This window comes from Streptomyces yongxingensis (assembly GCF_055597465.1).
The window spans coordinates 9,081,676-9,106,500 of record NZ_CM145717.1 but is presented as its reverse complement, the minus strand read 5'-3'; the positions used below and the strand labels follow the sequence as shown (position 1 = coordinate 9,106,500).

Annotated in this window: 18 protein-coding genes and 2 pseudogenes; 14 read left to right on the top strand and 6 right to left on the bottom strand. The window is 71.5% G+C overall.

The window, feature by feature from the left end; all coding sequences use genetic code 11:
* The first annotated feature begins 20 nt into the window (after positions 1-20).
* Complete coding sequence (locus tag ACZ6TD_RS39080) at positions 21-1,289, top strand: alpha-L-fucosidase (protein WP_471345742.1); 1,269 nt, start codon at positions 21-23, stop codon at positions 1,287-1,289.
* A gap of 106 nt (positions 1,290-1,395) precedes the next feature.
* Here ACZ6TD_RS39080 and ACZ6TD_RS39075 read toward each other — a convergent pair whose 3' ends face one another.
* Positions 1,396-2,172 (bottom strand): DeoR/GlpR family DNA-binding transcription regulator, encoded by a 777-nt coding sequence (locus ACZ6TD_RS39075; RefSeq protein ID WP_471345740.1) that lies wholly within the window; start codon positions 2,170-2,172, stop codon positions 1,396-1,398.
* Positions 2,173-2,487: 315 nt separating this feature from the next.
* Between ACZ6TD_RS39075 and ACZ6TD_RS39070 the strand changes: the two genes are divergently transcribed.
* Genes ACZ6TD_RS39070 through ACZ6TD_RS39060 form a run of 3 tightly spaced genes read left to right on the top strand, consistent with a single transcriptional unit; the run spans position 2,488 to position 6,183 of the window.
* Positions 2,488-4,092, top strand: a complete 1,605-nt coding sequence (locus ACZ6TD_RS39070) for an FGGY family carbohydrate kinase (protein ID WP_471345738.1) — start codon at positions 2,488-2,490, stop codon at positions 4,090-4,092.
* Positions 4,085-5,572 carry an FGGY-family carbohydrate kinase gene (locus tag ACZ6TD_RS39065; protein ID WP_471345736.1) on the top strand — a complete coding sequence of 496 codons (1,488 nt, stop codon included), beginning with the start codon at positions 4,085-4,087 and terminating at the stop codon, positions 5,570-5,572. Before ACZ6TD_RS39070 ends, ACZ6TD_RS39065 begins: the two co-directional genes overlap by 8 nt.
* A complete protein-coding gene (locus ACZ6TD_RS39060) occupies positions 5,569-6,183 on the top strand; it encodes a histidine phosphatase family protein (protein WP_471345734.1) in 615 nt (204 codons plus the stop codon). Before ACZ6TD_RS39065 ends, ACZ6TD_RS39060 begins: the two co-directional genes overlap by 4 nt.
* Before the next feature lie 102 nt (positions 6,184-6,285).
* Here the strand turns inward: ACZ6TD_RS39060 and ACZ6TD_RS39055 are convergent, their stop codons facing one another.
* Positions 6,286-7,566 carry a ricin-type beta-trefoil lectin domain protein gene (locus ACZ6TD_RS39055; RefSeq protein WP_471345732.1) on the bottom strand — a complete coding sequence of 427 codons (1,281 nt, stop codon included), beginning with the start codon at positions 7,564-7,566 and terminating at the stop codon, positions 6,286-6,288.
* A gap of 433 nt (positions 7,567-7,999) precedes the next feature.
* Between ACZ6TD_RS39055 and ACZ6TD_RS39050 the strand changes: the two genes are divergently transcribed.
* The 3 genes and pseudogenes from ACZ6TD_RS39050 (at position 8,000) to ACZ6TD_RS39040 (ending at position 11,902) form a co-directional block, all read left to right on the top strand.
* A complete protein-coding gene (locus tag ACZ6TD_RS39050; protein ID WP_471345730.1) occupies positions 8,000-9,034 on the top strand; it encodes a chitinase in 1,035 nt (344 codons plus the stop codon).
* A gap of 86 nt (positions 9,035-9,120) precedes the next feature.
* Positions 9,121-10,437: pseudogene (locus tag ACZ6TD_RS39045) on the top strand (coagulation factor 5/8 type domain-containing protein); the annotation flags it as partial.
* 235 nt (positions 10,438-10,672) lie between these two features.
* Positions 10,673-11,902, top strand: coding sequence for a glycoside hydrolase family 88 protein (locus ACZ6TD_RS39040; RefSeq protein WP_471345728.1), 1,230 nt, complete (start codon positions 10,673-10,675; stop codon positions 11,900-11,902).
* Positions 11,903-11,951: 49 nt separating this feature from the next.
* On the opposite strand, the gene ACZ6TD_RS39035 is transcribed toward ACZ6TD_RS39040, so the two are convergent.
* Entirely contained in the window at positions 11,952-12,383 is a 432-nt protein-coding gene (locus ACZ6TD_RS39035) for a MarR family winged helix-turn-helix transcriptional regulator (RefSeq protein ID WP_471345726.1), read from the bottom strand.
* Positions 12,384-12,536: 153 nt separating this feature from the next.
* Here ACZ6TD_RS39035 and ACZ6TD_RS39030 point away from each other — a divergent pair, with 153 nt between their 5' ends.
* The 3 genes and pseudogenes from ACZ6TD_RS39030 to ACZ6TD_RS39020 all read left to right on the top strand — a co-directional run bounded on the left by ACZ6TD_RS39030 (position 12,537) and on the right by ACZ6TD_RS39020 (position 16,640).
* A complete protein-coding gene (locus ACZ6TD_RS39030; protein WP_471358433.1) occupies positions 12,537-14,249 on the top strand; it encodes an FUSC family protein in 1,713 nt (570 codons plus the stop codon).
* A 161-nt stretch (positions 14,250-14,410) separates the two neighbouring features.
* Positions 14,411-15,532 (top strand): annotated as a pseudogene (locus ACZ6TD_RS39025) (chitinase); the annotation flags it as partial.
* Between the two features lie 112 nt (positions 15,533-15,644).
* Positions 15,645-16,640, top strand: coding sequence for an aldo/keto reductase (locus tag ACZ6TD_RS39020; RefSeq protein ID WP_471345724.1), 996 nt, complete (start codon positions 15,645-15,647; stop codon positions 16,638-16,640).
* A 15-nt stretch (positions 16,641-16,655) separates the two neighbouring features.
* On the opposite strand, the gene ACZ6TD_RS39015 is transcribed toward ACZ6TD_RS39020, so the two are convergent.
* Positions 16,656-18,293 (bottom strand): FAD-dependent monooxygenase, encoded by a 1,638-nt coding sequence (locus ACZ6TD_RS39015; RefSeq protein WP_471345722.1) that lies wholly within the window; start codon positions 18,291-18,293, stop codon positions 16,656-16,658.
* Positions 18,294-18,363: 70 nt separating this feature from the next.
* Between ACZ6TD_RS39015 and ACZ6TD_RS39010 the strand changes: the two genes are divergently transcribed.
* The 3 genes from ACZ6TD_RS39010 to ACZ6TD_RS39000 are packed head-to-tail and all read left to right on the top strand — an operon-like array spanning position 18,364 to position 21,884.
* Positions 18,364-18,990, top strand: coding sequence for a TetR/AcrR family transcriptional regulator (locus ACZ6TD_RS39010; protein ID WP_471345720.1), 627 nt, complete (start codon positions 18,364-18,366; stop codon positions 18,988-18,990).
* Positions 18,991-18,999: 9 nt separating this feature from the next.
* A complete protein-coding gene (locus tag ACZ6TD_RS39005) occupies positions 19,000-20,250 on the top strand; it encodes an AAA family ATPase (protein WP_471345718.1) in 1,251 nt (416 codons plus the stop codon).
* A complete protein-coding gene (locus ACZ6TD_RS39000; protein WP_471345717.1) occupies positions 20,247-21,884 on the top strand; it encodes a VWA domain-containing protein in 1,638 nt (545 codons plus the stop codon). Before ACZ6TD_RS39005 ends, ACZ6TD_RS39000 begins: the two co-directional genes overlap by 4 nt.
* Here the strand turns inward: ACZ6TD_RS39000 and ACZ6TD_RS38995 are convergent.
* Complete coding sequence (locus ACZ6TD_RS38995) at positions 21,841-22,740, bottom strand: helix-turn-helix domain-containing protein (protein WP_471345715.1); 900 nt, start codon at positions 22,738-22,740, stop codon at positions 21,841-21,843. The two genes, ACZ6TD_RS39000 and ACZ6TD_RS38995, sit on opposite strands and share 44 nt — an antisense overlap.
* Before the next feature lie 225 nt (positions 22,741-22,965).
* On the opposite strand from ACZ6TD_RS38995, the gene ACZ6TD_RS38990 reads away from it, so the two are divergent.
* Positions 22,966-23,883, top strand: a complete 918-nt coding sequence (locus ACZ6TD_RS38990; protein ID WP_471345713.1) for an alpha/beta hydrolase — start codon at positions 22,966-22,968, stop codon at positions 23,881-23,883.
* Between the two features lie 139 nt (positions 23,884-24,022).
* Here ACZ6TD_RS38990 and ACZ6TD_RS38985 read toward each other — a convergent pair whose 3' ends face one another.
* Entirely contained in the window at positions 24,023-24,772 is a 750-nt protein-coding gene (locus ACZ6TD_RS38985) for a DNA alkylation repair protein (RefSeq protein ID WP_471345712.1), read from the bottom strand.
* Positions 24,773-24,825: the final 53 nt, after the last annotated feature.

Below are 24,825 nucleotides of genomic sequence, written 5' to 3'. Positions count from 1 at the left end.
AAACGGGAGTTCACCGCATTATGGCCATGCAACCCTGGTTCCCCGACGCCAAGTTCGGCATCTTCATCCACTGGGGCATCTACGCCGTCGACGGCGTCCAGGAGTCCTGGTCGTTCTTCGAGGGCGACATCCCCCACGACCAGTACATGGCGCAGCGACACGGCTTCACCGCCCGCCACTACGCCCCGGAGGACTGGGCGGACCTCTTCGCCCGGGCCGGTGCCCGGTACGCCGTGCTCACCTCGCGCCACCACGACGGCGTCTCCCTGTGGGACACCGCCGAGGGCGACCTCAACGTGGTGCGGCACACCCCCGCCGGACGCGATCTGGTCGGCCCGTACGCGGCGGCGATGCGGGAACGCGGCATCAAGGTCGGCCTTTACTACGCCCACAACGACTGGAACCACCCCGACTACGCCTCGACCCGCTACGAGGGCCGTCCGTCCGAGCAGGAGAACAACCCCTACGCCGAGGTGCCGAAGGAAGAGGAGGACCTGGCGGCGTGGGCCCGCTACCTCGCCTACCGGGACGGCCAGGTGCGGGAGCTGACCACCCGGTTCCGCCCCGACCTGCTGTGGTTCGACGGCGAGTGGGAGCGCACCGAGGAGCAGTGGCGGATCAAGGAGCTGGCCCGGCTGATCCGCTCCGAGGTGCCGCACTGCGTGCTCAACGCGCGCATGCTCAGCGAGGGCGACTACGCCACCCCCGAGCAGGGTGTGCCGATCGAACCGCCCTCCGGCCCCTGGGAGTTGTGCCTGACCTTCAACGACTCATGGGGCTACCGCCACCACGACCACAACTACAAGTCGACCGGCCAGCTCATCCGGTACTTCACGGAGACCATCGGCGGCGGCGGAAACCTGCTGCTGTCCGTGGGGCCCAAGGAGGACGGCACCATCCCGGCCGAGCAGATCGAGCGCCTCGAGGGCATGGGCGCGTGGATCGCCCGGCACGCCGAGGCCGTCTACGGCACGGTCCGCGGCCTGCCCGCCGGCCACCACTACGGCCCCAGCACGCTCTCCGCCGACCGCCGCACGCTCTACCTCACCGTGTTCGACATCCCCCGCGGCCCCATCGGCGTGCGCGGCCTGCGCACCCCGGTGCGGCGGGTCAGCGTCCTCGGCACCGGCACCGAGCTGGGCCACCAGGTCATCGGCGGCCTGCACGAGGTCCCCGGGGTGCTGTGGATCGACCGGCCCGCCACCGCGGACCTGGACGAACACGCGACGGTCCTCGCCGTCGAGCTGGAGGGCGAGCTGGACCTGTACCGGGGCGCGGGCCGCTTCTGACGCGCACACCGACCGCGTTCTCGATGCCGCCGACGTTGTCGAAGTGCCGCGGCGGTCCCAGCGGGCAGGCAGCATGGGCCCGGTGTCCTGCGGCAGGGCGTCGACATCACCGAGGGACGATGCGCACGTTGACGCCGCGCTCGCGCAGCCCGCGCACCTCTCCGGCCGGTGCCGCGTCATCCGCCACGACCAGGTCGAAGTCGGTGAGCGGAGCCAGGGCGTACAGGCCCTGGTTGGCGAACTTCGTATGGTCGACGAGGAGTACGCGGCGTGCCGCGGCGGCCATCATCGCCTGCTTGACCTGCACCGTCTCCGGTGACATGTGGTAGCAGCGGCCCGCGGTGACGGCGGTGGTGGACATGAACAGCACATCGGCCCGGAAGGCGGACACGCTCTGCGCGGTGTGCGGTCCCATGAACGCGTCGTACGCCGGGAAGTAGGTGCCGCCGAGCGCCACCAGCGCCGCTCCGGGCTCCTTGGCCAGAGCCGTGATGGCGGGCAGCGAGTTGGTGATCACCGTGATCGGTGTGTGGTGGGCCAGGTGCTGGGTCAGGCCCAGGCAGGTGGTGGAGTCGTCGATCACCACGATCCGGCCGGGAGCCAGCTCCTCGGCCGCCGCCCGCGCCAGCCGCTGTTTGGTCTGGGCCATCGTCGTCATGCGCTCGCCGACACTGCCGTGGAACCGCGTGGACGGCAGACAGCTCGCGCCGCCGCGCACCTTGCGCAGCCAGCCCTGCGCCTGGAGGGCGTCCAGGTCGCGGTGGATGGTCATCACACTGACGGCGAACTCGGCCGCCAGGTCCGGGGTGCGGGCGAAGCCCTTGGCCGTGACCAGTTCGCGCAGCCGGCGCCGCCGCTCCTCCTGCCCATCCGTACGGGTCATGGCCTGCGGCTCCTCATCCCTTCCGCACCACCCCGGCGAACCGACGTGAGAAAGACTGATGTGAAACTCACGCGAAGGTAACACGCGCGCGGGCCGTCGCCTCCCCCGTGTCCAGGGCCGGTGGCCCGGGACATCGCACGGTGCCGTGGGCCGGCCGCGGGATAATCCCGCGCCCCGATTGACGTGGCTTCCCGGCGGCGATTCTCTGGGTTCGTCGGCACAGGATTCCGCCGACGGCGTCGGTTCCTCGAAAGCGGCGGCGATTCACCGATACGCCGCTGCTCCAGCCGTGGCGAAGGGGCAGGTGTTTCGGCCATGACGGTTCTCACTGTCGACGTCGGCACGTCGGTCATCAAGTCCGTCGTGTTCGACGCCGAGGGAGGGGAAGTGGCGGTCTCCCGCATCGGTACGGAGGTGCTGCGGCCTCACCCCGGATGGGCCGAGCAGGACATGGACGCGGTGTGGCGCGGGGTCGTCTCCACCGTGCGCGGCGCTCTGTCCCAACTGGGGCCCGGGCACGACGCGGTACGGCTGATCGCGTTCACCGCCCAGGGGGACGGCTGCTGGCTGGTCGACGGCGACGGCCGCCCCACCGGTCCGGCGATCCTCTGGTCCGACGGGCGCGCCGGTGAGCTGCTCGCGCGCTGGCAGTCCGATGGCGTCCTGGCGGAGGCGTACCGCCGCAACGGCTCCCTCACCTGCGCGGGCATGCCGAACGCGGTGCTCGCCTGGCTCGCCGAGCACGACCCGGCGCGCCTGGAGCGCTCGCACACCGCGCTGACCGCGGCGGGCTGGCTGTTCCTGAAGCTCACCGGTGTCACGGCGATCGACGCCTCCGACGCGTCGGCACCCTTCCTCGACCACGCCACGGGCGCGTACGACCCCGCGATCGTGGACCTGTTCGGCCTGGCGTGGGCCCGTCGGCTGCTGCCGCGCGTCCTCGGACACCACGAGTGCGTCGCCGAGCTCACCCACCACGCGGCAGCCGAACTGGGCCTCCCCACCGGCCTTCCCGCCGTGATGGCGCCTTACGACATCGCCGCCACCGCCCGCGGCGCCGGGGTCGTCGACCCCGGGCAGGCGTGCGCCATCCTCGGCACCACCCTGTGCACCGAGGTGGTGCGCCGATGCGTGGACACCTCGGGCGAGCCGTGCGGCATCACCATCGCCTTCGGCCGTCACGACCGCCTGTTGCGCGCCCTTCCCACCCTCTCGGGCACCGAGGTGCTGGACTGGGCGTGCCGGACGCTGGCCGTCGAGAGCCCCGTCGCCCTCGGTGACCTCGCCGCCGCGTCCGAACCCGGCGCCGCCGGGCTGGGCTTCCTCCCCTACCTCTCACCCGCCGGGGAACGCGCCCCGTTCCTCGACGGGCGGGCCCGCGGCACCTTCTGGGGCCTGTCGCTGGACCACACCCGCGCCGACCTGGCCCGTGCGGTCTTCGAGGGCCTGTCCCTCGTCGTACGGGACTGCCTGCGAGCCTCCGGAACCGAGGTGCACGAGCTGCGGCTGTGCGGCGGAGGCGCGGGCAGCGACCGCTGGTGTCAGCTCATCGCCGACGCCACCGGCGTCCCGACGGCGCGCGGCACCGACACCGAGCTGGGCGCGAAGGGCGCCTTCCTCACCGGTCTCGTGCTCACCGGCGCCGAGCGGAGCATGGAGGAGGCAGCCGCCAAGTACGTGCGTATGGGGGCACGTTGGGTGCCGGACCAGGGCCGGGCCGCGCTCTACGACGAGCTGTCCGCGGCACACCTGGCCTGGCGGGACGCGGCCCGGTCCCTGGGCTGGTCGCCATCCCAGGGACCAGGCTCGTCGCCATCCCAGGGACCAGGCTCGTCGCCGACCCGGACACCGGGCCGGCCACCCACCGACACCCCCGCTCAGCGCCCCCACGACCCCCGTCCGGAAACCTCGCATGTCTGACGCGCTCTCCCCCGACGCCGTCCACCTCGGCCTGGACCTCGGTACGCAAAGCGTGCGCGCGGTCGCCGTGGACGGCACCGGGAAGCTGCTCGCCGCGGCCTCCCGCCCCCTGGCCGGCCACCGCGACGGCGTACGCCACGAACAGGACCCCGAGCAGTGGTGGTCCGCCGCCCGTGCCGCCTGCCGCGAGGCCCTGAGCGGCATCGACGACCGGCGGGTGCGGGGGGTGGCGGTGGACGCCACCTCCGGGACCATCCTCCTCGCCGACCCCTCCGGAACGCCCCTCACCCCGGCCCTGATGTACGACGACGGGCGCGCCGCGGGCCACGCCGACCGCGTCAACACCGTCGGCGCGGCGGTCTGGGAGAGGCTCGGCTACCGCACCATGCAGCCGTCCTGGGCCCTGCCCAAACTCCTGTGGCTGCTCCAGCACACCGATGTCCCGCCGGGGGCCCGGCTGCTGCACCAGGCCGACCTGATCACCTGGCGGCTGGCCGGACGACAGACCCCCGGCGACGCCAGCCACGCCCTGAAGACGGGTTACGACCTGCTCGCCGACCGCTGGCCCGCCGAGGAGCTGGCCGCCCTCGGTGTCCCCGATGGTCTGCTGCCGGAGGTCGTACGGCCCGGCACGGTGATCGGCACGGTCTGCGCGCGGGCCGCCGCCGTCACCGGGATCCCCGTCGGCACCCCCGTGGTCGCGGGGATGACCGACGGTTGCGCGGCCCAGATCGGGGCGGGCGCGCTCGGCCCGGGCGCCTGGAACTCGGTGCTGGGCACCACCCTCGTCCTCAAGGGCGCCGGCCCCCGTCCGGTGAACGACCCCGCCGGGGTGGTCTACTGCCACCGCGGGCCCGGCGGCAGTTGGCTGCCCGGGGGCGCCTCCAGCAGCGGCGCGGGCGTGCTGACCCGGCGCTTCCCCGGCGCCGACCTCGACGCCCTCACCGAAGTGGCCGCCGGGACCGGTTCCACCGCGGTCGTCTACCCGCTCGTCGGCGAGCGGGGCGAGCGCTTCCCCTTCCGGGCGCCCGACGCGCACCCCTTCGTCCTGGGCGAACCGTCCGGCGTGGCCGAGGAGTTCCACGCCTGTCTGCTCGGTGTGGCCTGTGTGGAGCGGCTCTGCCTCGACCACCTGGATCACATCGGCGCCCCTGTGGACGGCCCGCTGAGCCTGACCGGCGGCGGCGCCCGCAACCGCTACTGGTCGCGGCTGCGCGCCGACCTCCTCGGCCGGAAGGTGACCCTGCCCGCGCAGGCCGAGAGCGCCGTCGGCATGGCGGTGCTCGCCGCCACCGCCTCGGGCGTCACGCTGGAGCGGGCCGCCGCCTCCATGGTGCGCGACGGAGTCGAGCTGTACCCCGATGCCTCCCGTACCGCGCGGCTGCTCCCGGTCTACCTCGGCTTCGTCGACGAACTGGTCCGCCGGGGCTGGCTGGAGCCGGAGGTGGCCGCCCACGCCCACAGAAAGGCCGACCAGTGACCGACTTCGTCCTCGTACGGCACGGGGAGACCGTGTGGCACGCGGAGAACCGCTACGCCGGCCGCACCGATGTGCCACTGACCGGACACGGGCACAAGCAGGCCGCCGAGCTCGGTGCCTGGGCCGCGGGACAGCGGCTGGACGCGGTGCTCAGCTCACCGCTGTCCCGCGCCCGGCTCACCGCCGAGCCCGCCGCGGCCGCGCTCGGCCTCACCCCGCGCGTCGACGAGCGGCTGTACGAGGTGGACTTCGGGCGCGGCGAGGGGCTGACCCGGGCGGAGATGCGGGAGCGGTTCCCGGCAGAGCTGGGCGCGTTCCTGGCCGATCCGGTCGCCCACCACCTGCCCGGCGGTGAGGACCCCGCGGCGGCCGCCGACCGCGCGATCGCCTGTGTGACGGACCTCGCCCATGAGGTGCCCGAGGGACGTGTCCTGGTCGTCGCCCACTCCACCCTCGTCCGCCTCGCGCTGTGCCAGGTGCTCGGCATTCCGCTCGCCCGCTACCGCCAGGTGTTTCCCCGGCTGGAGAACGGCGCCCTGACCGAACTGCGCCTGCGGGACGGCCGGGCATCGCTCCTGCGGCTCAACGCCCCGGCCCTGACCACCGGCTGACGCCGGTCGCGTTCATCACGGTGGTGGGGCTCGGCGGGCTGCCCCAGCCGTTGTAGAGGTACGGGGCCACGGCCGTGGCACCCGGTCCGGGCGGTGTGGTGTTCACCTGGTCACCGTCCACTTCTGGTGGGCGGCGCCGGTGCAGGTCCATATCTGCAGCCTGGTGCCATTCGCCGAACTTCCGCCCGTGGCATCCAGACACTTGTCGGCCTGCGGATTCACGATGTCACGTGCCGCCGGAACCGCCCACTGCTGAGCCGCGCTCCCATTGCAATCCCATAGCTGGACCAGCGTGCCATCGGCCGTACCACCCGACGCCACATCCAGACACTTCCCCAGCGCACGGATCGTGCCATCGGAACCAACCGTCCACTGCTGCGCGGCAGTTCCGTTGCAGTCATAGAGCTGCACCGGCGTGCCATTGGCGTTGTCGGCACCCGCCACGTCCACACACTTGCCACCGACACCGGTGATGGCACCGCCGCTCGGCTGTCCGCTGTCGGTGCTGACCCGGACGTAGTCGACGAGGAGCTGCTGGGGGAAGGACGTGCTGCCGTCGGGGTCTCCGGGCCAGTAGCCGCCGACCGCGAGGTTGAGGATCACGAAGAAGGGCTTGTTGAACACCCACTGCCGGCCACCGAGGTCGGCGGGGGTGCGCCGCTGGTACACGGTGCCGTCGACGGACCAGCTGATCGCGTTCGGGCTCCAGTCGATGGCGAAGGTGTGGTACGCGTCGGCGAACGCCTGGCCGCCGGGCAGGGAGTAGCCGGCGCCGATGCCACCGGAGCCCGAGTATCCGGGGCCGTGGAGGGTGCCGTGGACCGTGGAGGGCTCGAAGCCCACGTTCTCCATGATGTCGATCTCACCGGAGTTGGGCCAGCCGACCTGTCCGATGTCGTTGCCCAGCATCCAGAACGCGGGCCACATGCCCTGCCCCCGCGGGACCTTCATCCGGGCCTCGACCCGGCCGTAGGTGGTGGTGAACTTGCCGGAGGTGTTCAGCCGGGCGGAGGTGTACTCACACCGTCCGTACCAGCACTGGTAGTTACCGGGGTTCTCGCGGCGGGCGGTGATGACCAGGTGGCCCTGGCCGTCGAGGGCGGCGTTGCTGTTGCCCGCCGTGTAGTACTGCCGCTCGTGGTTGTTGACGTTGTCCCCCGTCTCGATCTGCCACTTGCCGCCGTTGACGGCGGAGCCGGCGGGCCCGTCGAACTCGTCGGAGAACGTGACGGCGGCCGCCGTGGCGGGTCTCGCGGTGGACTTCGCGGCGGGGCTCGCCGCGGATGCCGAGGTGCCCGGTGCCAGTCCGGTGGACAGCGACACGAGGGCGAGGACCGAGACGACGGAGAGCAGCAGTCGCCGGGGTAAGCGCGGGGAGTCCATGACTCTCCCTTCCAGAAGCAGGTGAATGACAGGCGCGGAGAGGCATGAGGCACATGCGAACCAAGTGGTTACGGCGCCGACCGGGTGCGTGAACGATCTCAGCGATGCTTAGTTCATTACGTGAGTTAAGAAGTGAAGGAAAAGCCTGTCAAGGGTTTGGTATGGACCAGATATGCCAACACGTCACCGTGCGGAGGGCTGTTCGCCGCCGAGGGCATCGGTGATACGGCCCGCGAGTTCGCCCTTTGAAGGCATGTCATTCATTGGTGCGGACCTATTGACGAGACACGTTCAACTCCCGAAATATATGGGCCCGAGAGTCCGGCCGTGACCTTCCGGCCGGACACCGCATGTCGCGGGCTGCGGCGGGGCCTGTCCGACGGACATGCCCACTGCCGGGGCCCGTCCGCGTGTCAGGAAGGCATCCCCCCACATGAATCACCACGAAGACCTCTCCGCCCGGGACCGCGCGCAGCGCCGCCGCCGGCGGACCGTCCTGGCCGTGGCCGCGGCCCTCGCCGCCACCGCCACGAGCACGACGGCGGCCGCCTGGGCCGACAACACCGGCCAGGACCGCGCCTCGGCATCCGCCGCGCCCGCCGCCGTGGCCCCCTACCTCTACAACGGATGGGGCGATCCGCCGGACCCGGGCGAGGTGATGGACGCCACCGGCGTCGGCTGGTTCACCCTCGCCTTCGTCCTCGACGCGGGCGACTGCGATCCGCGGTGGGACGGCAGCCGCCCGCTGGCCGGCGGCGCCGACGAGCAGACCGTGAAGGCCGTACGGGCCAAGGGCGGCGACGTGGTGCCGTCCTTCGGCGGCGCGAACGGCAACAAGCTGGAGCAGTCCTGTGCCGACGCGAAGGCCCTCGCCGGGGCGTACCAGAAGGTCATCGACGCCTACGGTCTCAAGGCCATCGACATCGATATCGAGGGCGACGCCTACAACGACCCGGCCGTCCAGCAGAAGACGATCGACGCCCTGAAGCAGGTGAAGGCCGACAACCCGGGGCTGCTCACCTACGTCACCTTCCCCAGCGATCAGAACGGCCCCGACGACGGCATGATCCGCCGGGCCGCCGAATCCGACTTCGAGGCCGACAGCTGGACCATCATGCCGTTCGACTTCGGCGGCGAGGGCCAGAACATGGCCGAGCTGACCAAGCAGGCCACCGACGGGCTGAAGAACGCCGTCAAGGGCGCCTACGGCTACGGCGACGAGGACGCCTACCGGCACAGCGGCCTGTCCTCGATGAACGGCGTCACCGACGTCAAGGAGACCGTCTCCACGGACGACTTCGAGTCGATCCTGGCCTACGCCTCCGAGCACCACCTGTCGCGGCTCTCCTTCTGGTCCGTCAACCGCGACCGCCCCTGCCCCGGCGACTACCCGAACGACGACACCTGCTCCGGAGTCGCCCAGGAGCCCTGGCAGTTCACCGGGATATTCGCCCGCTACAAGGGCTGAGGGGGGACATCACCATGCCGAACGACACCACGGGGATGACCGACACCGCCGGGACGACCGACACCACCGTGACGGACACCGCCGGGATGGACACCACCCGGCCCGGGCACCGCCGACGCCGTCGCATCGCCCGCGCCACCGCCGCGTTCGCCGTGCTGGCCGGCGCCGTCGCCGCGGCGCTGACCGTACCGGCGGCGCACGGCGCGGACGCCGAGCCGGACCTGGGTCCGAATGTGCAGATCTTCGACCCGTCGATGTCCGCACAGGAGATCCAGGGCAAGCTCGACTCGGTCTTCGGCGAGCAGGAGAAGAACCAGTTCGGCCAGGCCCGGCACGCCCTGCTGTTCAAGCCCGGTTCGTACGACGTCAAGGCCAACGTCGGCTTCGACACCCAGGTGGCGGGCATCGGCCTGTCGCCCGACGACACCACCATCAACGGCCAGGTGCACGCCGAGGCCGACTGGTTCGACGGCAACGCGACGCAGAACTTCTGGCGCGCCGCCGAGAACCTCGCCGTCAACCCGGACGGCGGCGCGGACCGTTGGGCCGTCTCGCAGGCCGCCCCGTACCGCCGTATGCACCTGAAGGGGGATCTGCGGCTTGACGACGGCGGCTGGTCCAGTGGCGGTCTGCTGGCGGACACCAAGGTCGACGGACAGGTGAAGTCCGGATCGCAGCAGCAGTGGCTCTCCCGCAACACCGAATGGGGTAGTTGGACCGGCTCCAACTGGAACATGGTGTTCGTCGGCGCGCGGAACGCCCCGGCCGGGGACTTCCCCGACCCGCCGTACACCCGCGTCGACACGTCACCCGTCACCCGTGAGAAGCCGTTCCTGTACGTCGCCGACGACGGCGCGTACAAGGTGTTCGTGCCGGAGGTGCGCAAGGACTCGACGGGCACGTCCTGGTCCTCGGGGACGCCGAAGGGCGAATCGCTCCCGCTGAGCGACTTCTTCATCGCCAAGCCGGATGCCACGGCCGAGGAGATGAACGCGGCGCTCGACGCGGGCAAGCACCTGCTCATCACCCCGGGCGTCTACCACCTCGACGCGCCGCTGAAGGTGACCCATCCGGACACCGTCGTCCTGGGCCTGGGGCTGGCCACGCTGGTCCCCGACAACGGGGTCTCGGCGATGACGGTGGCCGACGTGGACGGCGTCAAGCTCGCGGGCCTGCTCATCGACGCGGGCACCGAGAACTCCGACACCCTGATGGAGGTCGGCCCCAAGGACGCGTCCGCGAACCACGCCGACAACCCCACCTCGCTGCACGATGTGTTCTTCCGGGTCGGCGGCGCGGGCGTGGGCAAGGCGTCCACCAGCCTGGCGGTCAACAGCTCGAACGTGATCGGCGACCACACGTGGATCTGGCGCGCCGACCACGGCGACGGCGTCGGCTGGGACTGGCACCATCAACCATGTCATCAATGACACGGGAGGCCCCTCGGACGCGGGCAGCAACGTGGCGAACGTGACCGAGTACCCCTGATCCCGTAACACGCCGCACCAACTCCACCGGCTTCACCAGTTCGCCTGTGGGGCGCGGGTACGTCGCCCGCGCCCCACAGGCGGCTGACACGCACGGACCGCATGTCGTCATGTCGTTGTCGGATTCACCACTCGTGAAGGGCGGACACTGATGAGCGTTTCCCGGCGAGCCCTGCTGACCACCGCGGCCGGTACCGCGGTGGCGGCCACGTCGATCGCTCCCCCGGCCCAGGCGGCGGAGGAGGCCCCCGGCCACGCCGCCACGCTCCGCACCCTCCGGGAGACGGCGGACTACGCGGTGGCGAAGCTGCGCACGGTCGCACCGGGGGTGAGTGGCTTTCCGGTCGGTACGAAGTTCGAGAAGTGGACGTACTCCCAGAACGGCGACTGGGTCGGCGGGTTCTGGCCCGGCACCCTGTGGATGGCCTGGCTGCACAGCGGCGAGGAACGGTTCCGCACCCTGGCCCTCGCCTCCGCGGAGAAGCTCGCCCCCCGCCAGGACGACACCGGCACCCACGACCTCGGATTCCTCTTCTATCCCTCGTGGGTCACCGCGTGGCGGCTCACCGGAGGGGACACCTGGCGGGCGGGCGCACTGCGGGCGGCCTCCTCGCTGATCCGGCGGTACAACCCGCGCGGCCGTTTCATCCGGGCCTGGGGAGCGCTGGACGAGCAGGCGAACGCGGGCCGGGTCATCATGGACACGATGATGAACCTCGACCTGCTGGCGTTCGCGAGCAGCCAGACCGGGGACGGCACGTACCTCGACATCGCCGTGGAACACGCGAGAACCACCCAGCGGCACTTCCCCCGCCCGGACGGATCCACCCCGCACGTCTACGACTTCGACCCGTCCTCCGGCGCTCCCCTCGGCCCGGCCACGGTGCAGGGCTACAGCCCGGCATCCTGCTGGTCACGCGGGCAGGCATGGGGGATCTACGGATTCACCACCATCCACCGCCGGACCGGCCACCGGGAGTTCCTCACCACCGCGCGGAAACTCGCCGACTTCGCCCTGGGCGCGCTCACCCCCGACAACGTCCCCGTATGGGACTACCTCGCGCCACAGGCACCCCACGACATCAAGGACGCCTCCGCGGGCGCGGTCATGGCCTGCGGCCTGCTCGACCTGTCCAAGGCGACCGGGGAACCGCGCTACCGCGAGGCGGCGCTGCGGCTGCTCACCGCGCTGTCGCGGACCTGCCTGACCACGAAGTCGACCCGCGCCGAGGCGATCGTGGCACGCTGCACCCGCAACCGCCCGCGCGAGGACGGCGTCGAGATCTCACTCCCCTACGCCGACTACTACCTGCTCGAGGGCATCCTGCGGGTGCTGCGCCCCGACGACATCGACCGGGCCATCGACCTGTCCACGGTCTGACGCTCACCCCGCGGCGCCGTCCGCTCGCGAGGTCAGGGGCCCCGGGAGGTCATTCTCCGCGGTCGGGCAGCACGGCCGGGGAGTCGGCGAGGCGGTCCATCAGACGGGCGGCGAGCAGCAGAACCTGGCGCTCGGTCTCATTGACGCCGGCGAGCGCGATGTCGAGCCATGCGTCGCGCTGCGCCATGTCGCGGGCGAGGACCTCGCGGCCCGCCTCCGTGATCTCCAGCACCTGCTGTCGGCCGTCCCGGCCGTCACGGGTCCGGCTGATCAGGCCGTCGCGTTGGAGTTCGGCGAAGACCCGGGTCAGGGATTGCGGCTGCTGACGGTCAGCGGCGGCGAGGGCACCGGCCGACATGGGTCCATTGCGCCGCAAGTGGCCGAGGACGCTGTTCTTGTTGAGGCTGAGCCCTTCCGCGGGGCGCTCCGCGCTCAGCCTGCGGGCGAGCCGTACCACGCCCTGCCGAATCTCGGCGGACACGCGCCCGTCCGGGCTGCCGTCCCCGCCCTGTCCGCGGTCCTCATGTGCTGGTTGCCCTGATGCCACATCACTAAGCTACCACTTACTAAATAACCAGGGGTGGACATACGCTAGCGCCTCTCATCAGGTCAGCTCCGGCGGTGATGCTACGTGATGCTTACGTTCTCGGTACGGCTACGCCGGGCTCTGCACTTCGACCCGAAGTGGCTGCACCTTCGGGCAACCGCCGTGACCATGGCCACCGTGCTCGGTACGTACGGCTGCGCGCTGCTCATCGAGCACGCGGCCGGGTTGCACGTGGACAGCGTCGTACAGGCCGTCGTGATCGCCACCTCCCTCGGGCGGGTGCAGCGAGTCCTGGACCACGCCGACCGGCTACTGGCGTGTGCCGTGCTGCCGTGCGCGGCGGCCGGCGGAACGGAGCTGACCACGCTGATGCAGCGCCATCCCACCGTGGCTGACGTGGTCTTCGCCCTGGGCGCGGCCGGGGCGATCTGGTTGCGGCGGTTCGGAGCGCGCGCCACGCGGGTGGGTACTCTCCTCGTCCTGCCGCTGGTCGCCGTCCTGGTCGTGCCCGGTGGCACCGGGCCCGCGGGCGGGCACGAGCGCACCGGGTGGGCGGCGGTGATGGCGCTGGTCGCGGTCGTCTGGGGGTCGCTGCTGACGTGGGTGGCGCAGCGCACCCGTCTCATCCGCAGGCCACCGGCGGCCGAAGTGGCCGCGGCAGCGGCCGGGCCACGGCGCGGCGGGATACCGGCCGGCACCCGGATGGCGTTGCAGATGGCGGCCGCGCTGGCCGCGGCGTTCACCGTGGGCCGGATGCTGTGGCCGGACCACTTCAGCTGGGTGGTCCTCACGGCGTTCCTGGTCTGCAGCGGTGCGCGCAGCCGGGCGGATGTGCTGGTGAAGGGGGTGTGGCGGACGGTCGGTGCCGCGGTCGGCACGGTGGTGTCGAGCGCCCTCGCCGGATCGTTCGGGCCCCGCTCGGACGCCCTGGTGGTGCTGATCTTCGCGGTGCTGGCGGTGGCCACCTGGCTGCGGGAGCTGAGCTACGCGTATTGGGCGGGCTGTGTCACGGCCGTACTGTCGCTGCTCTACGACTGGTTCGGGCAGAGCCCGGGGGGCCTGCTGCACACGCGGCTGGCGGGGATCGCGGTCGGCGCGGCCCTCGGTATCGCGGCGTCGTGGCTGGTGTTGCCCATCCGCACCTCCTCGGCGGTGCGGGCCCGCACCGCCGCCGCGCTGGCCGCCCTGACCGAACTGCTGGAAGCCGACTGGCGCGATGGCCGGGCCGTCCGCATGGCCCGGGCGCGCTTCCGCCACCGCGTCGAGCAACTGGGTGTGACCACCGCGCCGCTGCGGATCCTGACCACGCCACCCCTCCCCCGCCCACTGTCCCTCAAGCGGCGGCGGAGCATCGACGCACTGCGTGCCGTGGCGGCCTTGCGGCACTGCGCCGAACCGGTCGGCGATCTCGCCACCGCCGCCACGTCCGCGCCGGAAGCGCTCGCCGACGACCCGGGCCTGCACGGGCGGCGCAGCGAGGTGGCGGCGCACGCGGTCGCCGTTCGCCGCGCCATCGGCGGCCGCCCGGCACCGCACAGCTCCCCCGCCCCGGCTCCACCCGCGAAGGCCCGCCCCACCGGACCGGAGTCGGCCGTGGCCTTGCGGGCTCTTGCCGCGATCGACGCCCAACTCGACGTTCTCACCGAGGTGTTCGGTCGGCCGCCGATCCCGCCCGGGTCGCCTCCGGCCGCGGCCACCGCCCGCTCATCACCCATACGGCCGACCAGCCGTGGAGCAAACGCCGCGGCAACGCACCACCGAACGCAAAGATCCGCCGCCGAATGTGGTCCGGACCATTGACACTTACTGGTCTAGTCCTGTTGTCTCTTGGGCGCGCAACCTCCCCCATGCCTTCCGACCATCCCTCCCCCTCACTTCAGCTCCGCCTTCCCCCACACCAAGGAGCGGCCCCCATGAGCCTCCGTTTCCCCTTGAGCAAGAGGGTCCTGACCGGCGTGTGCGCCTCCGTCGCCGCGGCCGGGCTGCTCGCCACGGTCTCGACGACGACCGCCGACGCGGGTACCGCCGCCGACCCGGGTGCCACCTCCGCCACCGCCAAGGCGGCTCTCCCCGAGCACGCGCTCGTGGGCTATCTGCACTCGAGCTTCGCCAACGGCTCCGGATACACCCGGATGGCCGATGTCCCCGACAGCTGGGACATCATCGACCTGGCCTTCGGCGAACCCACCTCCACCACCTCCGGTGACATCCGCTTCAGCCTCTGCCCCCAGAGCGAATGCCCGAACGTCGAGTCGGAGGAGGAGTTCAAGGCCGCCATCAAGGCCAAGCAGGCCGCGGGCAAGAAGGTGCTGATATCCATCGGCGGGCAGAACGGCCAGGTGCAGCTCACCACCACCGCCGCCCGCGACAAGTTCGTCGAGTCGGTCGGGGCGATCATCGACAAGTACGGACTGGACGGCCTCGACATCGACTTCGAGGGCCACTCGCTGTCGCTGGACGACGGCGACACCGACTTCAAGAACCCGAAGACCCCCGCGATCGTCAATCTCATCGCGGCCGTGAAGTCGCTCAAGGCGAAGTACGGATCCGACTTCGTCCTCACCATGGCTCCGGAAACCTTCTTCGTACAGCTTGGCTACCAGTTCTACGGCTCGGGCGCCTCCGGCGGCCAGGACCCACGCTCCGGGGCGTATCTGCCGGTCATCCACGCGCTGCGGGACGATCTCACCCTGCTGCACGTCCAGGACTACAACTCCGGACCGATCATGGGGCTCGACAACCAGTTCCACACCATGGGCAACGCCGACTTCCACATCGCGATGACCGACATGCTGCTCAGCGGCTTCCCCGTCGCGGGTGACACCAACAACGTCTTCCCCCCGCTGGACCCGTCCCAGGTGGCGATCGGCCTGCCCGCGAGCCCCAACGCGGGCAATGGCCACACCACGCCCGGTGATGTGACCAAGGCCCTCAACTGCCTGACGAAGAAGAGCGACTGCGGCGGCTACGAGCCCCACGGCAGCTGGCCCGCCCTCCGCGGGCTGATGGCCTGGTCGATCAACTGGGACGGCTTCAACGGCAGCGAGTTCTCGAAGAACTTCGACACCTACTACGGCCGTTGAGCCCGTCCCGGCACCGACCCGGCCCGACGGGATCGCGACGGTCATGGGCGTCGGTGGCGCCCATGACCGGGGGTTGCCTTCGTGTGCGCTTCAACTCCTACCGTTCACCGGCATGGAGACCATGGCGCACAACAGAACGCTGGGCCGCAGCGGCATCGACGTGAGCCCTCTCGGCTTCGGCTGCTGGGCCATCGGCGGTGAGTGGCAGTCCACCGACGGGCAGCCCCTGGGCTGGGGCAAGGTCGACGATGACGAGTCGGTGCGCGCGATCCGGCGCGCACTCGACCTCGGTGTCACCTTCTTCGACACCGCCGACGCGTACGGCACCGGCCACAGCGAACGCGTGCTCGGCCGCGCCCTCGGCAAGCACCGCGGCGATGTCGTCGTCGCCACGAAATGGGGCAATGTCTTCGACGAGCGGACCCGGATCCGCGAGGGCCAGGACGACTCCCCGGAGCACGTACGCCGCGCCCTGACCGCCTCGCTGCAACGCCTGAACACGGACCACGTCGACCTGTACCAGCTCCACATCTCCGACGCGGATCCGGAACGGGCCACCCAACTCCGTGGTGTTTGCGAGGAGTTGGTGCGCGAGGGGCTCATTCGCGCGTACGCGTGGAGCACCGATGACCCCGCCCGGGCCGCCGTCTTCGCCGAGGGCCCGCACTGCGCGGCCGTCCAGCACCGCCTGAACATCCTCCAGGACGCGCCCGAACTTCTCGCGCTCTGCGCGGAGTCGGACCTCGCCAGCATCAACCGCAGCCCCCTCGCCATGGGGTTGCTCGCCGGCAACCACACCGCCGGGCGCGCCCTGGACGACGGGGACATCCGCAACGCGCCGCCCGCCTGGCTGCCGGGGTTCATCGCGAACGCGGGCGCGGACCCGGCCTGGCTCCGGCGGGTCGACGCCCTGCGGTCCGTCCTCACCAGCGACGGCCGTACCCTCGCGCAGGGTGCCCTCGCCTGGATCTGGGCCCGCAGCCCGCGGACGATCCCCATCCCGGGCTTCCGTACGGTCGCCCAGGCCGAGGAGAACGCGGGCGCGATCGCGAAGGGGCCGCTCACGGCCGGACAGATGGCCGATGTCGACCGGATCCTGGGGCGGTGAGCGGCGGCGGCATGCTCAGCGTGTGCCGACCCACCGCTGAATCGCGGCGTCGAGCTCCTTGAAGACGCCGTCGTCGGACGTGGCCGTGTCGGACGTGGCGGTGTCGGACGTGGCGGTGTCGTGTGAGTCGGCCCAGACGATGACACCGTCGGGACGTACGAGCAGGCTGAGCGGCGACGTGGCGGAGGCGGGATCCGCCACGTACCCGATCCGGTGCCCCATCGGGCGCACCGCCTCGGCGAAGCGCCCGTCGGACGAACGGTCGACGAGGACGAAACGGCCGTCGTGGGCGTGGTCGGCGAGCCGGTCGCCGGAGGACAGCGCGACATCCCCGGCGATCGAGCCGACCGGCGTCGCCACCCCCTCAGCCACGTCATAGCGCTGTGCGATCCCCGACGTCAGGGCGACCACGCGGTTCATCACACCCGGCACGGTGAACAGTTCCCCGCCGACGACCTCGCGCAGCCGCGCGGTGTGCTCGTCGCCGCGCATCAGGGCGACCTGCGCCCGCGTCCAGTCGAGCACCCACGCCGCGATCGGGTGGCGTTCGCTCTCGTAGCTGTCGAGCAGTCCGGCCGGGGCGTGTCCCCGCACGGTCGCGGCGAGTTTCCAGCCCAGGTTGACCGCGTCGCCGAGACCGAGGTTCAGCCCCTGGCCGCTGAACGGCGCGTGCACATGAGCGGCATCGCCCGCGAGCAGCACCCGGCCGTGCCGGTAGGACTGGGCCTGCCGGGCGTTGTCGGACCAGCGGGTCGCACGGCCGCGCAGGCCCTTGATCGTCACATCGACGCCGGTGACATCGCGTATGACCGCCTGGAGTTCGTCGAGCGTGACCGGGGCGTCGCGGTCCTGCGGCCGCGGGCCGAAGTGAGCGACGAGAATACGTCCGGGGATCGGGCCATAGGCGTAGATGCCGCGGGGTGTCCACGTCCAGCCGCGGCTCAGCTCTCCGGGGTCGTCGAAGTCGGCCACCGCCTGGTATCCCACGAGCTGCGGATCGGTGCCGGGGAAGCCGATGCCCAATTGCCCGCGGATCACGCTCCGGCCGCCGTCGGCCGCGACGACCCACCCGGCCGTCATCTCGCCCGCGCTGGTCTCCACCACGACATCGGCGTCGTCGGTGAGGTCCGCTTCCGCGTGTCGCGTGCCACGCCCGCGCACACCGCGCACCTCGACACCGCGGCGCACCTCCACGCCGAGACGGGCGCAGTGCTCCCCGAGCAGCAGTTCGAGATCGTACTGGGGCACAAGGACGCCGCCCGAGGCCGCGGTGTGCGCGGCCAGCACCGGATCGCCCTGATCGACCAGCTCATCGCGGAACAGCATGCCCGCGAAATGCCCGGCGACCGGGAAGCGGCGCGCGCCCCGCGCATCCCGCTCCAACTGGTTGACGAGGGCGTTCTTCCGGCCGCGGGCGGCGAAGGCACCGACGGACACCAGCAGCCGGCGCTGCACGTCCTCCGCGGCCGGCAACAGCCCGCGCCGGTCGAGGATTTCCGCGCTGGCGACATTGATCGACCCGGCCTTGATCGTCGGATCGGGCTCCCGGAGCCGCTCCAGAACCATCACTCGCACACCCTGGAGTGCCAGTTCACCGGCGAGGAAGAGACCCGTGGGCCCCGCTCCGACGACGATCACATCGCTGCGCCGCATGGCACGCTCCTTCTGCCTTTACCCGGTAAGCTTACTGAGTAAAGGTAACGGGAGGGGCTAGCGTTGTCACATGCCGAATCGAGGGGACCGCGGCGGAGCACAGACCCGGGCTCGCATCGCCTCCGTCGCAACCCAGCTGTTCCTGGAGCGCGGGTTCGATGACGTGACCATCAACGAGGTCGCCGCGGCCGCCGGAGTGTCGAAGGTGACCGTCTTCGCACACTTCGACCGCAAGGAGGACCTCCTGTTCGACCGCTTCCCGGAGGCCCTCGACACCGTGCGCACCGTGCTCCGCGAGCGCGCGGATGACATCGACCCCGTCGAAGCCATGCGCCGAGCCGCCCTCGCACTGGCCACGGAACGCCATGTGCTGTCCGGGCTCGGGGAGGGTGTCGAGCCGTTCCTGCGCACCGTGATGGCGTCTCCCGCACTGATCGCACGGCTTCGGCTCTTCGCGTCCGAGGTGGAGGAGGCACTCGCGGCGGAACTCGACGCCGACGCTCGCTTCTCCGGCGACAGCACGCTGACCGCGGCCCTGCTCGTGGCCGCGTACCGTGCGGTGGCCGTCGACACGGTGCGGCGACGACTCGCCGGAGAGGACATCGACGAGATCAGTGCCGCGCATCAACGACGTCTGACGCTCGCCTTCGACACGCTGGCGGGCGGATTGAACAGGGCTTCACGGGCGGGGAGTTGAATGTCGGACATGGACGCACAGGACACGCCGGACGCACACGGCACGCCGGACCCGGACGCACACGGCACGCCGGACGCGCAGGACACCGCCAAGAGGCTGCGGGCGATCACCGACGAGCTGTCGGACCGCTTCTACGAGCGGGCCGACGTGGTGCGAACGCTGGTGGTGACGCTGCTGGCCGGGCAGCACTCCTTGGTGCTCGGCCCGCCCGGGACGGCCAAGTCCGAGATGGCCCGGGAGCTCACGGGCAGGGTCGAGGGCGCGGCGTACTGGGAGATCCTGCTGTCGAAGTTCACCGCGCCCACGCGGATGTTCGGCCCCATCGACGTGGCCGCGCTGGCCCGGGGTGAGTACCGCCAGGTCTACGACGGCCGCGCCACGACCGCGCACATCGCGTTCATCGACGAGATCTTCAAGTGCTCCACGGCGGCGCTCAACGAGACGCTGGGCTATCTCAACGAGCGGATCTACCACCCCGAGAACGGCGGCGAGCCGATCCGCTGCCCGCTGATCGGGGCCATCACGGCGAGCAACGAACTGCCCGGCGGGGAGGACTCGGCCGCGATCTACGACCGGCTGCTGGTGCGCATCGAGGTCGGCTACCTGGAAGACCCCTCGAACTTCGCCGCGCTGGTCCGCTCCGCCGTCGGCCGCCCGGCGGCACCGCCACGGACCACGGTCGAGCTGGCCGCGTTGCGGCACGCCGTGGCCGGGGCCGTCCCGGCCGTGGACGTCCCCGACGCGATCGTGGACGCGGTGTGCACACTGCGGGCGGCCCTGCGCCGCAAGGAGCTCATCGCCTCCGACCGCCGCTGGCGGCAGGCGGTGGGCCTGCTCCAGGCGTCCGCGTACCTCGACGGCCGCCCGGCGGTCGCCGAGACCGACCTGTCGGTGCTGACGCATGTGCTGTGGGACTCCCCCGCCGAACGCCCGGCCGTCGAGCGCGAGGTGCTGCACCTGGTCAACCCCGACGCCAAGGAGGCGCTCGACCTGGCCGACGCCCTCGAGGAGCTGGAGGCCCAGCTCGACGCCATGGCCGGGCAGTCCCGCGAGGCGCTGAGCGAGTGGGTCATCAGACAGGCCCACAACAAGCTCGCCATGGCGGGGAAGCGGCTGGAGAAGCTGCGCGAGGACGCGGCGCGCGCCGGCCGCTCCACCGCCGCCATCGACCGGGTCACCGGCCGCCAGCGCGCCGTCCGGGCCCGCGTGCTCACCGAGGCCCTCGGGGTGGACGCGAGTATGGTGCAGGCCCAGCTGTGAGCGAGCGCGACGAGCCCGCGCTCAGCGAACTGGCGAGCCGGGCCGGAACGTGGCCGGGCCGGTCCGCCGCCGCTCCCGTACGGCACACCGCGGCCGTGGCCGCGGACCGGTTCGACCGGATCACCTGGCGCGACACGTACGAGCAGTCGGCCGGGCTGCGCGAGGTGGCCGAGGAGCTGGGCGGGCGCCACGGCCACGCCACCGACCTCCTGACCGACGTGTTCCTGGCCGCCTACAAGGTCAGGCCACGGTTGCGCGAGCGCGCCGAGATGGCCCCCTCCCGGCTGGTCAACCACCGGGTCATCACCGCGCTGGTGGAGTCACCGGAGTTCGCCGAGCTGCGCCGGGAGACGGCCGGCGACCCGTACGCCGCCGCCATGGCCGTGCTCGCCCAGGCCGCCGCGGTGCGCGGGATGCTGGAGCGCTCCCGGGAGGCCCAGAAGCGGGCCGAACGGGCGAGCAGGGCCCGGCAGGACGCCGACGGCGCGGCGGCCGCCGTGGACGAGGCGCTTCAGCGGGCCGCGGACGAGGACGCCGAGGACGCCGAGGACGGCACCGTGCCGGCCCCGGCCGCCGACGCCGTGCGCCAGGCGATCGACGCCGCCGAAGCCGCCGAGGCCGCTGCGCGGCAGGCCGCCCAGCACGCCGCGCAGGCCCTCGCGGCGGCGGCCCCCGGCCTCCGCGCCGCCGCGCGGAACGCGGCGGGCAAGGCCGCCGAGGCCGTACGGGAGGAGGCCGCGCTGATGCGGGCCTGGGGCGTGGCCCCCGGCGAGCTGGAGCGGATGCCGTTCGAGGAGCGCGCCCGGCTCGCCGAGCGGCTGCGCACCGGCCGCCTCGCCCGGTGGGCCGAACTGATCGGCCGCTTCCGGCAGATGGCCGACGGTGAGCGCGCCCGCAAGGTGGAGAACGCCACCGGGGAGCTGGTCGGCGTCACGCTCGGGAATGACCTCTCCCGTGTCATCCCCTCCGAGCTGGCGGGCCTCGGCCTGCCCGAACTGCGCGCGGTGTTCGCCGCGCGCTATGCCGCCGGGGAGCTGATGCTCTACGACGCCCAGGGAGAGCGGACCACGGGCCAGGGCGCCATCATCGCGTGCGTGGACACCTCCCACTCCATGTACGCGGCGGGGCCCGGCGGCGTCACCCGGGAGGCGTGGTCCAAGGCGTGCGCCCTGGCCCTGCTGGACCAGGCCCGTCACGCGGGGCGTGACTTCGTCGGCATCCTGTTCTCCGCCGCCGACAAGCTCCAGGTCTTCCGCTTCCCCGCCGACGGGCCGCAGCCCGCCGGTGTCGACCGGATCCTCGACTTCGCGGAGACCTTCCTCGGCGGCGGCACCAGCTACCAGGCGCCGCTGACGGCGGCCGCCGGACTGCTGGAGGAGGAGTTCGACGCCGCCGCCCGCACCCGCGGCGACATCGTGATGATCACCGACGACGAATGCGGTGTCACCGAGGAGTGGATGCGCGGCTGGAACGACGCCAAGCACCGGTTGGGGTTCCGGGTCTTCGGCGTGGCCATCGGCGCCCCGCGCGCCGTCGAGACCGGCTCGGTCCTGGAGGCCCTGTGCGACAATCTCCGCGCCGTCGAGGACCTCACCGACGTCCACGCCGCCGCGGATCTCTTCCGCGTGATCTGACCGCCCCGTCGGCGGACTGCGCCGCCCATGAAGCGAGGATCCGCAGCCGGTCGTGGCTGGGGGTGCCGGGCTCGGCGGTCAGGGTGATGAGCTGCTGGTCGGGGTCGTCGGTGCAGGTGAGGAAGGACCAGTCGAGGGTGAGCTCGCCGACGACCGGATGGTGCAGGACCTTCGTGCCCGTGCCCTGGACGGCGACGCGATGGGCGCCCCACCACCGGCGGAAGTCGGGGTCCTGAAGTGACAGCTCGCCCACCAGTTCGGCCAGCCGTGGATCGTTCGGGTCCCGGGCGGCCTCCATGCGCAGCTGCGCCAGGCTGGTCTGGGCCACCCAGTCCCAGTCCGGGTACAGCGCTCTGATGGCCGGTTCGCAGAAGACCAGCCGTACGAAGTTGCGTTTCTCCACCGGGATGCGCGCGAAGTCGGTGAACAGGGCGGCGGCCATGGGGTTCCAGGCGAGGATGTCCGTGCGCCGGCCCAGGACGACGGCCGGCGTGGTGGCGAGGTCGTCCAGCAGCCGCCGCAGCTGCGGGTGGACCTGCTGCGTGGTGCGCCGACGGGGCCGGGCGGCGTCCCGGCCGGACAGTTCGAACATGTACGCACGCTCGCCGTCGTCGAGCCGGAGAACGCGCGCGAGGGTGTCCAGCACCGGTTCGGAAGCCTGGCGGCGGCCCTGTTCCAGACGCGTGTAGTAGTCGGGGCTGATCGACGCCAGCAAGGCCACTTCCTCCCGGCGCAGACCCTTGACCCTGCGCCTGCCCGCCGCATCGGGCAGCCCGACCTGGGCCGGCCTCAGCTCCCTGCGCCGCGCCTTGAGGAAGGCGCCCAGTTCGCTGTGGTGCGCGTCGCTGCTGCTCATGGCCACAAGTCTGACAAACAACGAGGCCCGTGACAGGGGGCCTGGCGTGTCCCAGGACAGCGTTGTCCGGGGACAGAAGACGCCCCTTACCCGCCCGCGTACCGCGTGCGAGTGTCGGTGACGTGACCGGCGGACGGGCCGTCCCGCGGCGGACGGCCCCGCCGGACGAATCCGCCCCGTCCGCGGTCACGGCACTTCCCACCCGCACCCAGGAGCCACAGAACCGTGAAGGCCAACGTCACCTTCCCCAGCAACCATCTCGCCATCGCCGGAATCCTCTTCACCCCCGATGACCACACCGGCGGCCGGTTGCCGGCCGTTGTCATCTCCCACCCGGGAGGCGGCGTGAAGGAGCAGAGCCCGAGCATCTACGCCGAGCGTCTGGCCGGCGCCGGGTTCGCCGCGCTCGTCTTCGACGCCGCCCACCAGGGCGAGAGCGAGGGCGAGCCGCGAGGTCTGGAGAACCCCTTCCAGCGAGCCGAGGACATCAAGTCCGCCGTGACCTACCTGACCATCCGTGACGACATCGACCCGGACCGTATCGGGGCTCTGGGCATCTGCGCGTCCGGCGGTTACGTTCCCTTCGCCGCACAGACCGACCACCGCATCAAGGGCGTCGCCACGGTCAGCGCCGTGGACCTCGGGTCGGTGTTCCGCGAGGGACTGGGCCGCACCCAGGACCCGGCGATCCTCCAGGCCATGCTCGACCGGGCCGGTGCCCTGCGCACCGCGGAAGCACGCGGTGCGGCCCCGCGGCTGGAGGCATGGATTCCCGACGACGCCGAGGAACTGCTGGAGACCGCCACCCGGCAGTTCCGGGAGACGTACGAGTTCTACCGCACCCCGCGCGGTTACCACCCCCGCGCGAACCAGGGGTGGGTACTGCGCGGCATCGACCTGATCGCCCAGTACGACTCGTACGCGATGATCCGGCTCATCTCGCCCCGCCCCCTGCTGATGATCGCCGGTTCGGAGGCGGAGACCGCCTACTTCAGCAGGGAAGCGATCGAGAAGGCGGCCGAGCCCAAGGAGTTGGTCGTCATCGACGGCGCCACCCACATCGACCTGTACGACAAGGACGAATACGTCACCCCCGCCGTGGCAGAACTCACCGCCTTCTTCGGCAAGCACCTGGCCGGCTGACCACCCACCGCCGTTGACCAGTGGCGTCCCCGTGGGCGAGCCCATAGCTGGTGCGCTCGCTCCGTCCCGGGGGCTGGTCGACGACCCCGGCGGCTTGTTCGGCCCGACGATCGTGCGCTGGACAGCGGACCGGGCAGCACTAGCGAGAACCCAGCGCCATCAGGGAAGTCCGCGTCTCCTTGTCCATCTTCTCGATCGCATACCGGAACGTGTCGCGGCTCATTTCGCCATGCCACGTGCGCAGGAACTCGGCCACCTCGTCCGGATGGACCTCGGCGGTGACCTTGAGCAGCCACCCGCAGCCCTTCCGCACATACACATCGTCGTCGTGCATCAGCCGGACGCAGTTGTCGAAGACGTGGGACAGCGGCAGTTCGAACACCGCCCGCCCCACCTTGCGCCGGACGAACTTCACGACGGCCACGTTCGCGGCGCGCCTCGCCCAGCCGGACCGGGATTCGACCCAGGCTCGCGTCCGCGGGATCTGATCGAGGTGTCCGCGGAAGAACGGGTACAGCAACTTCAGGCACAGGTCGTCGCACTGCGCCCAGTTCGATACATACGATCCGAGCCAGTGCTCACAGCGGTCGAGCAGTTCGGGGCCCAGCCCGGCCCTCGCGACCTTGTGCAGGACCGCGAATCCCAGCAGGACCTCTTCGTGGTGGGAGGCGCGCGACAGGACCTCTTCCGCGAGAGCCGGCCTCGTCGCCGCGGGGACGTCCCGCCTCTCGCGGAAGTAGTCGTTCGCGATCTCCACGACGGAGGCGTTGCTCACCCCGAGCGCGCGGATCTCCCGCGGAAAGTACCGCTGCATTCTGACCGCGAACTCCGCGTCGGCCTTCGCCGCGAGGGACTCCAGAAGTTCGTCGGCCGCCGCCTCCACGTCCATGACCGTGATCCCCGTATGAGTGACACCGGCTCGGCGACGATCGGTCCCGGCGC

Excerpts from the sequence above, each read along its gene's own strand:
- ACZ6TD_RS38985 (WP_471345712.1), bottom strand. The coding sequence starts at position 24,772 with ATGGACGTGGAGGCGGCGGCCGACGAACTTCTGGAGTCCCTCGCGGCG.
- ACZ6TD_RS39030 (WP_471358433.1), top strand. The coding sequence starts at position 12,537 with ATGCTTACGTTCTCGGTACGGCTACGCCGGGCTCTGCACTTCGACCCG.
- ACZ6TD_RS38995 (WP_471345715.1), bottom strand. The coding sequence starts at position 22,740 with ATGAGCAGCAGCGACGCGCACCACAGCGAACTGGGCGCCTTCCTCAAG.
- ACZ6TD_RS39010 (WP_471345720.1), top strand. The coding sequence starts at position 18,364 with ATGCCGAATCGAGGGGACCGCGGCGGAGCACAGACCCGGGCTCGCATC.
- ACZ6TD_RS39005 (WP_471345718.1), top strand. The coding sequence starts at position 19,000 with ATGGACGCACAGGACACGCCGGACGCACACGGCACGCCGGACCCGGAC.
- ACZ6TD_RS39065 (WP_471345736.1), top strand. The coding sequence starts at position 4,085 with ATGTCTGACGCGCTCTCCCCCGACGCCGTCCACCTCGGCCTGGACCTC.
- ACZ6TD_RS39050 (WP_471345730.1), top strand. The coding sequence starts at position 8,000 with ATGAATCACCACGAAGACCTCTCCGCCCGGGACCGCGCGCAGCGCCGC.
- ACZ6TD_RS39020 (WP_471345724.1), top strand. The coding sequence starts at position 15,645 with ATGGAGACCATGGCGCACAACAGAACGCTGGGCCGCAGCGGCATCGAC.
- ACZ6TD_RS39080 (WP_471345742.1), top strand. The coding sequence starts at position 21 with ATGGCCATGCAACCCTGGTTCCCCGACGCCAAGTTCGGCATCTTCATC.
- ACZ6TD_RS39040 (WP_471345728.1), top strand. The coding sequence starts at position 10,673 with ATGAGCGTTTCCCGGCGAGCCCTGCTGACCACCGCGGCCGGTACCGCG.
- ACZ6TD_RS39055 (WP_471345732.1), bottom strand. The coding sequence starts at position 7,566 with ATGGACTCCCCGCGCTTACCCCGGCGACTGCTGCTCTCCGTCGTCTCG.
- ACZ6TD_RS39070 (WP_471345738.1), top strand. The coding sequence starts at position 2,488 with ATGACGGTTCTCACTGTCGACGTCGGCACGTCGGTCATCAAGTCCGTC.
- ACZ6TD_RS39075 (WP_471345740.1), bottom strand. The coding sequence starts at position 2,172 with ATGACCCGTACGGATGGGCAGGAGGAGCGGCGGCGCCGGCTGCGCGAA.
- ACZ6TD_RS39015 (WP_471345722.1), bottom strand. The coding sequence starts at position 18,293 with ATGCGGCGCAGCGATGTGATCGTCGTCGGAGCGGGGCCCACGGGTCTC.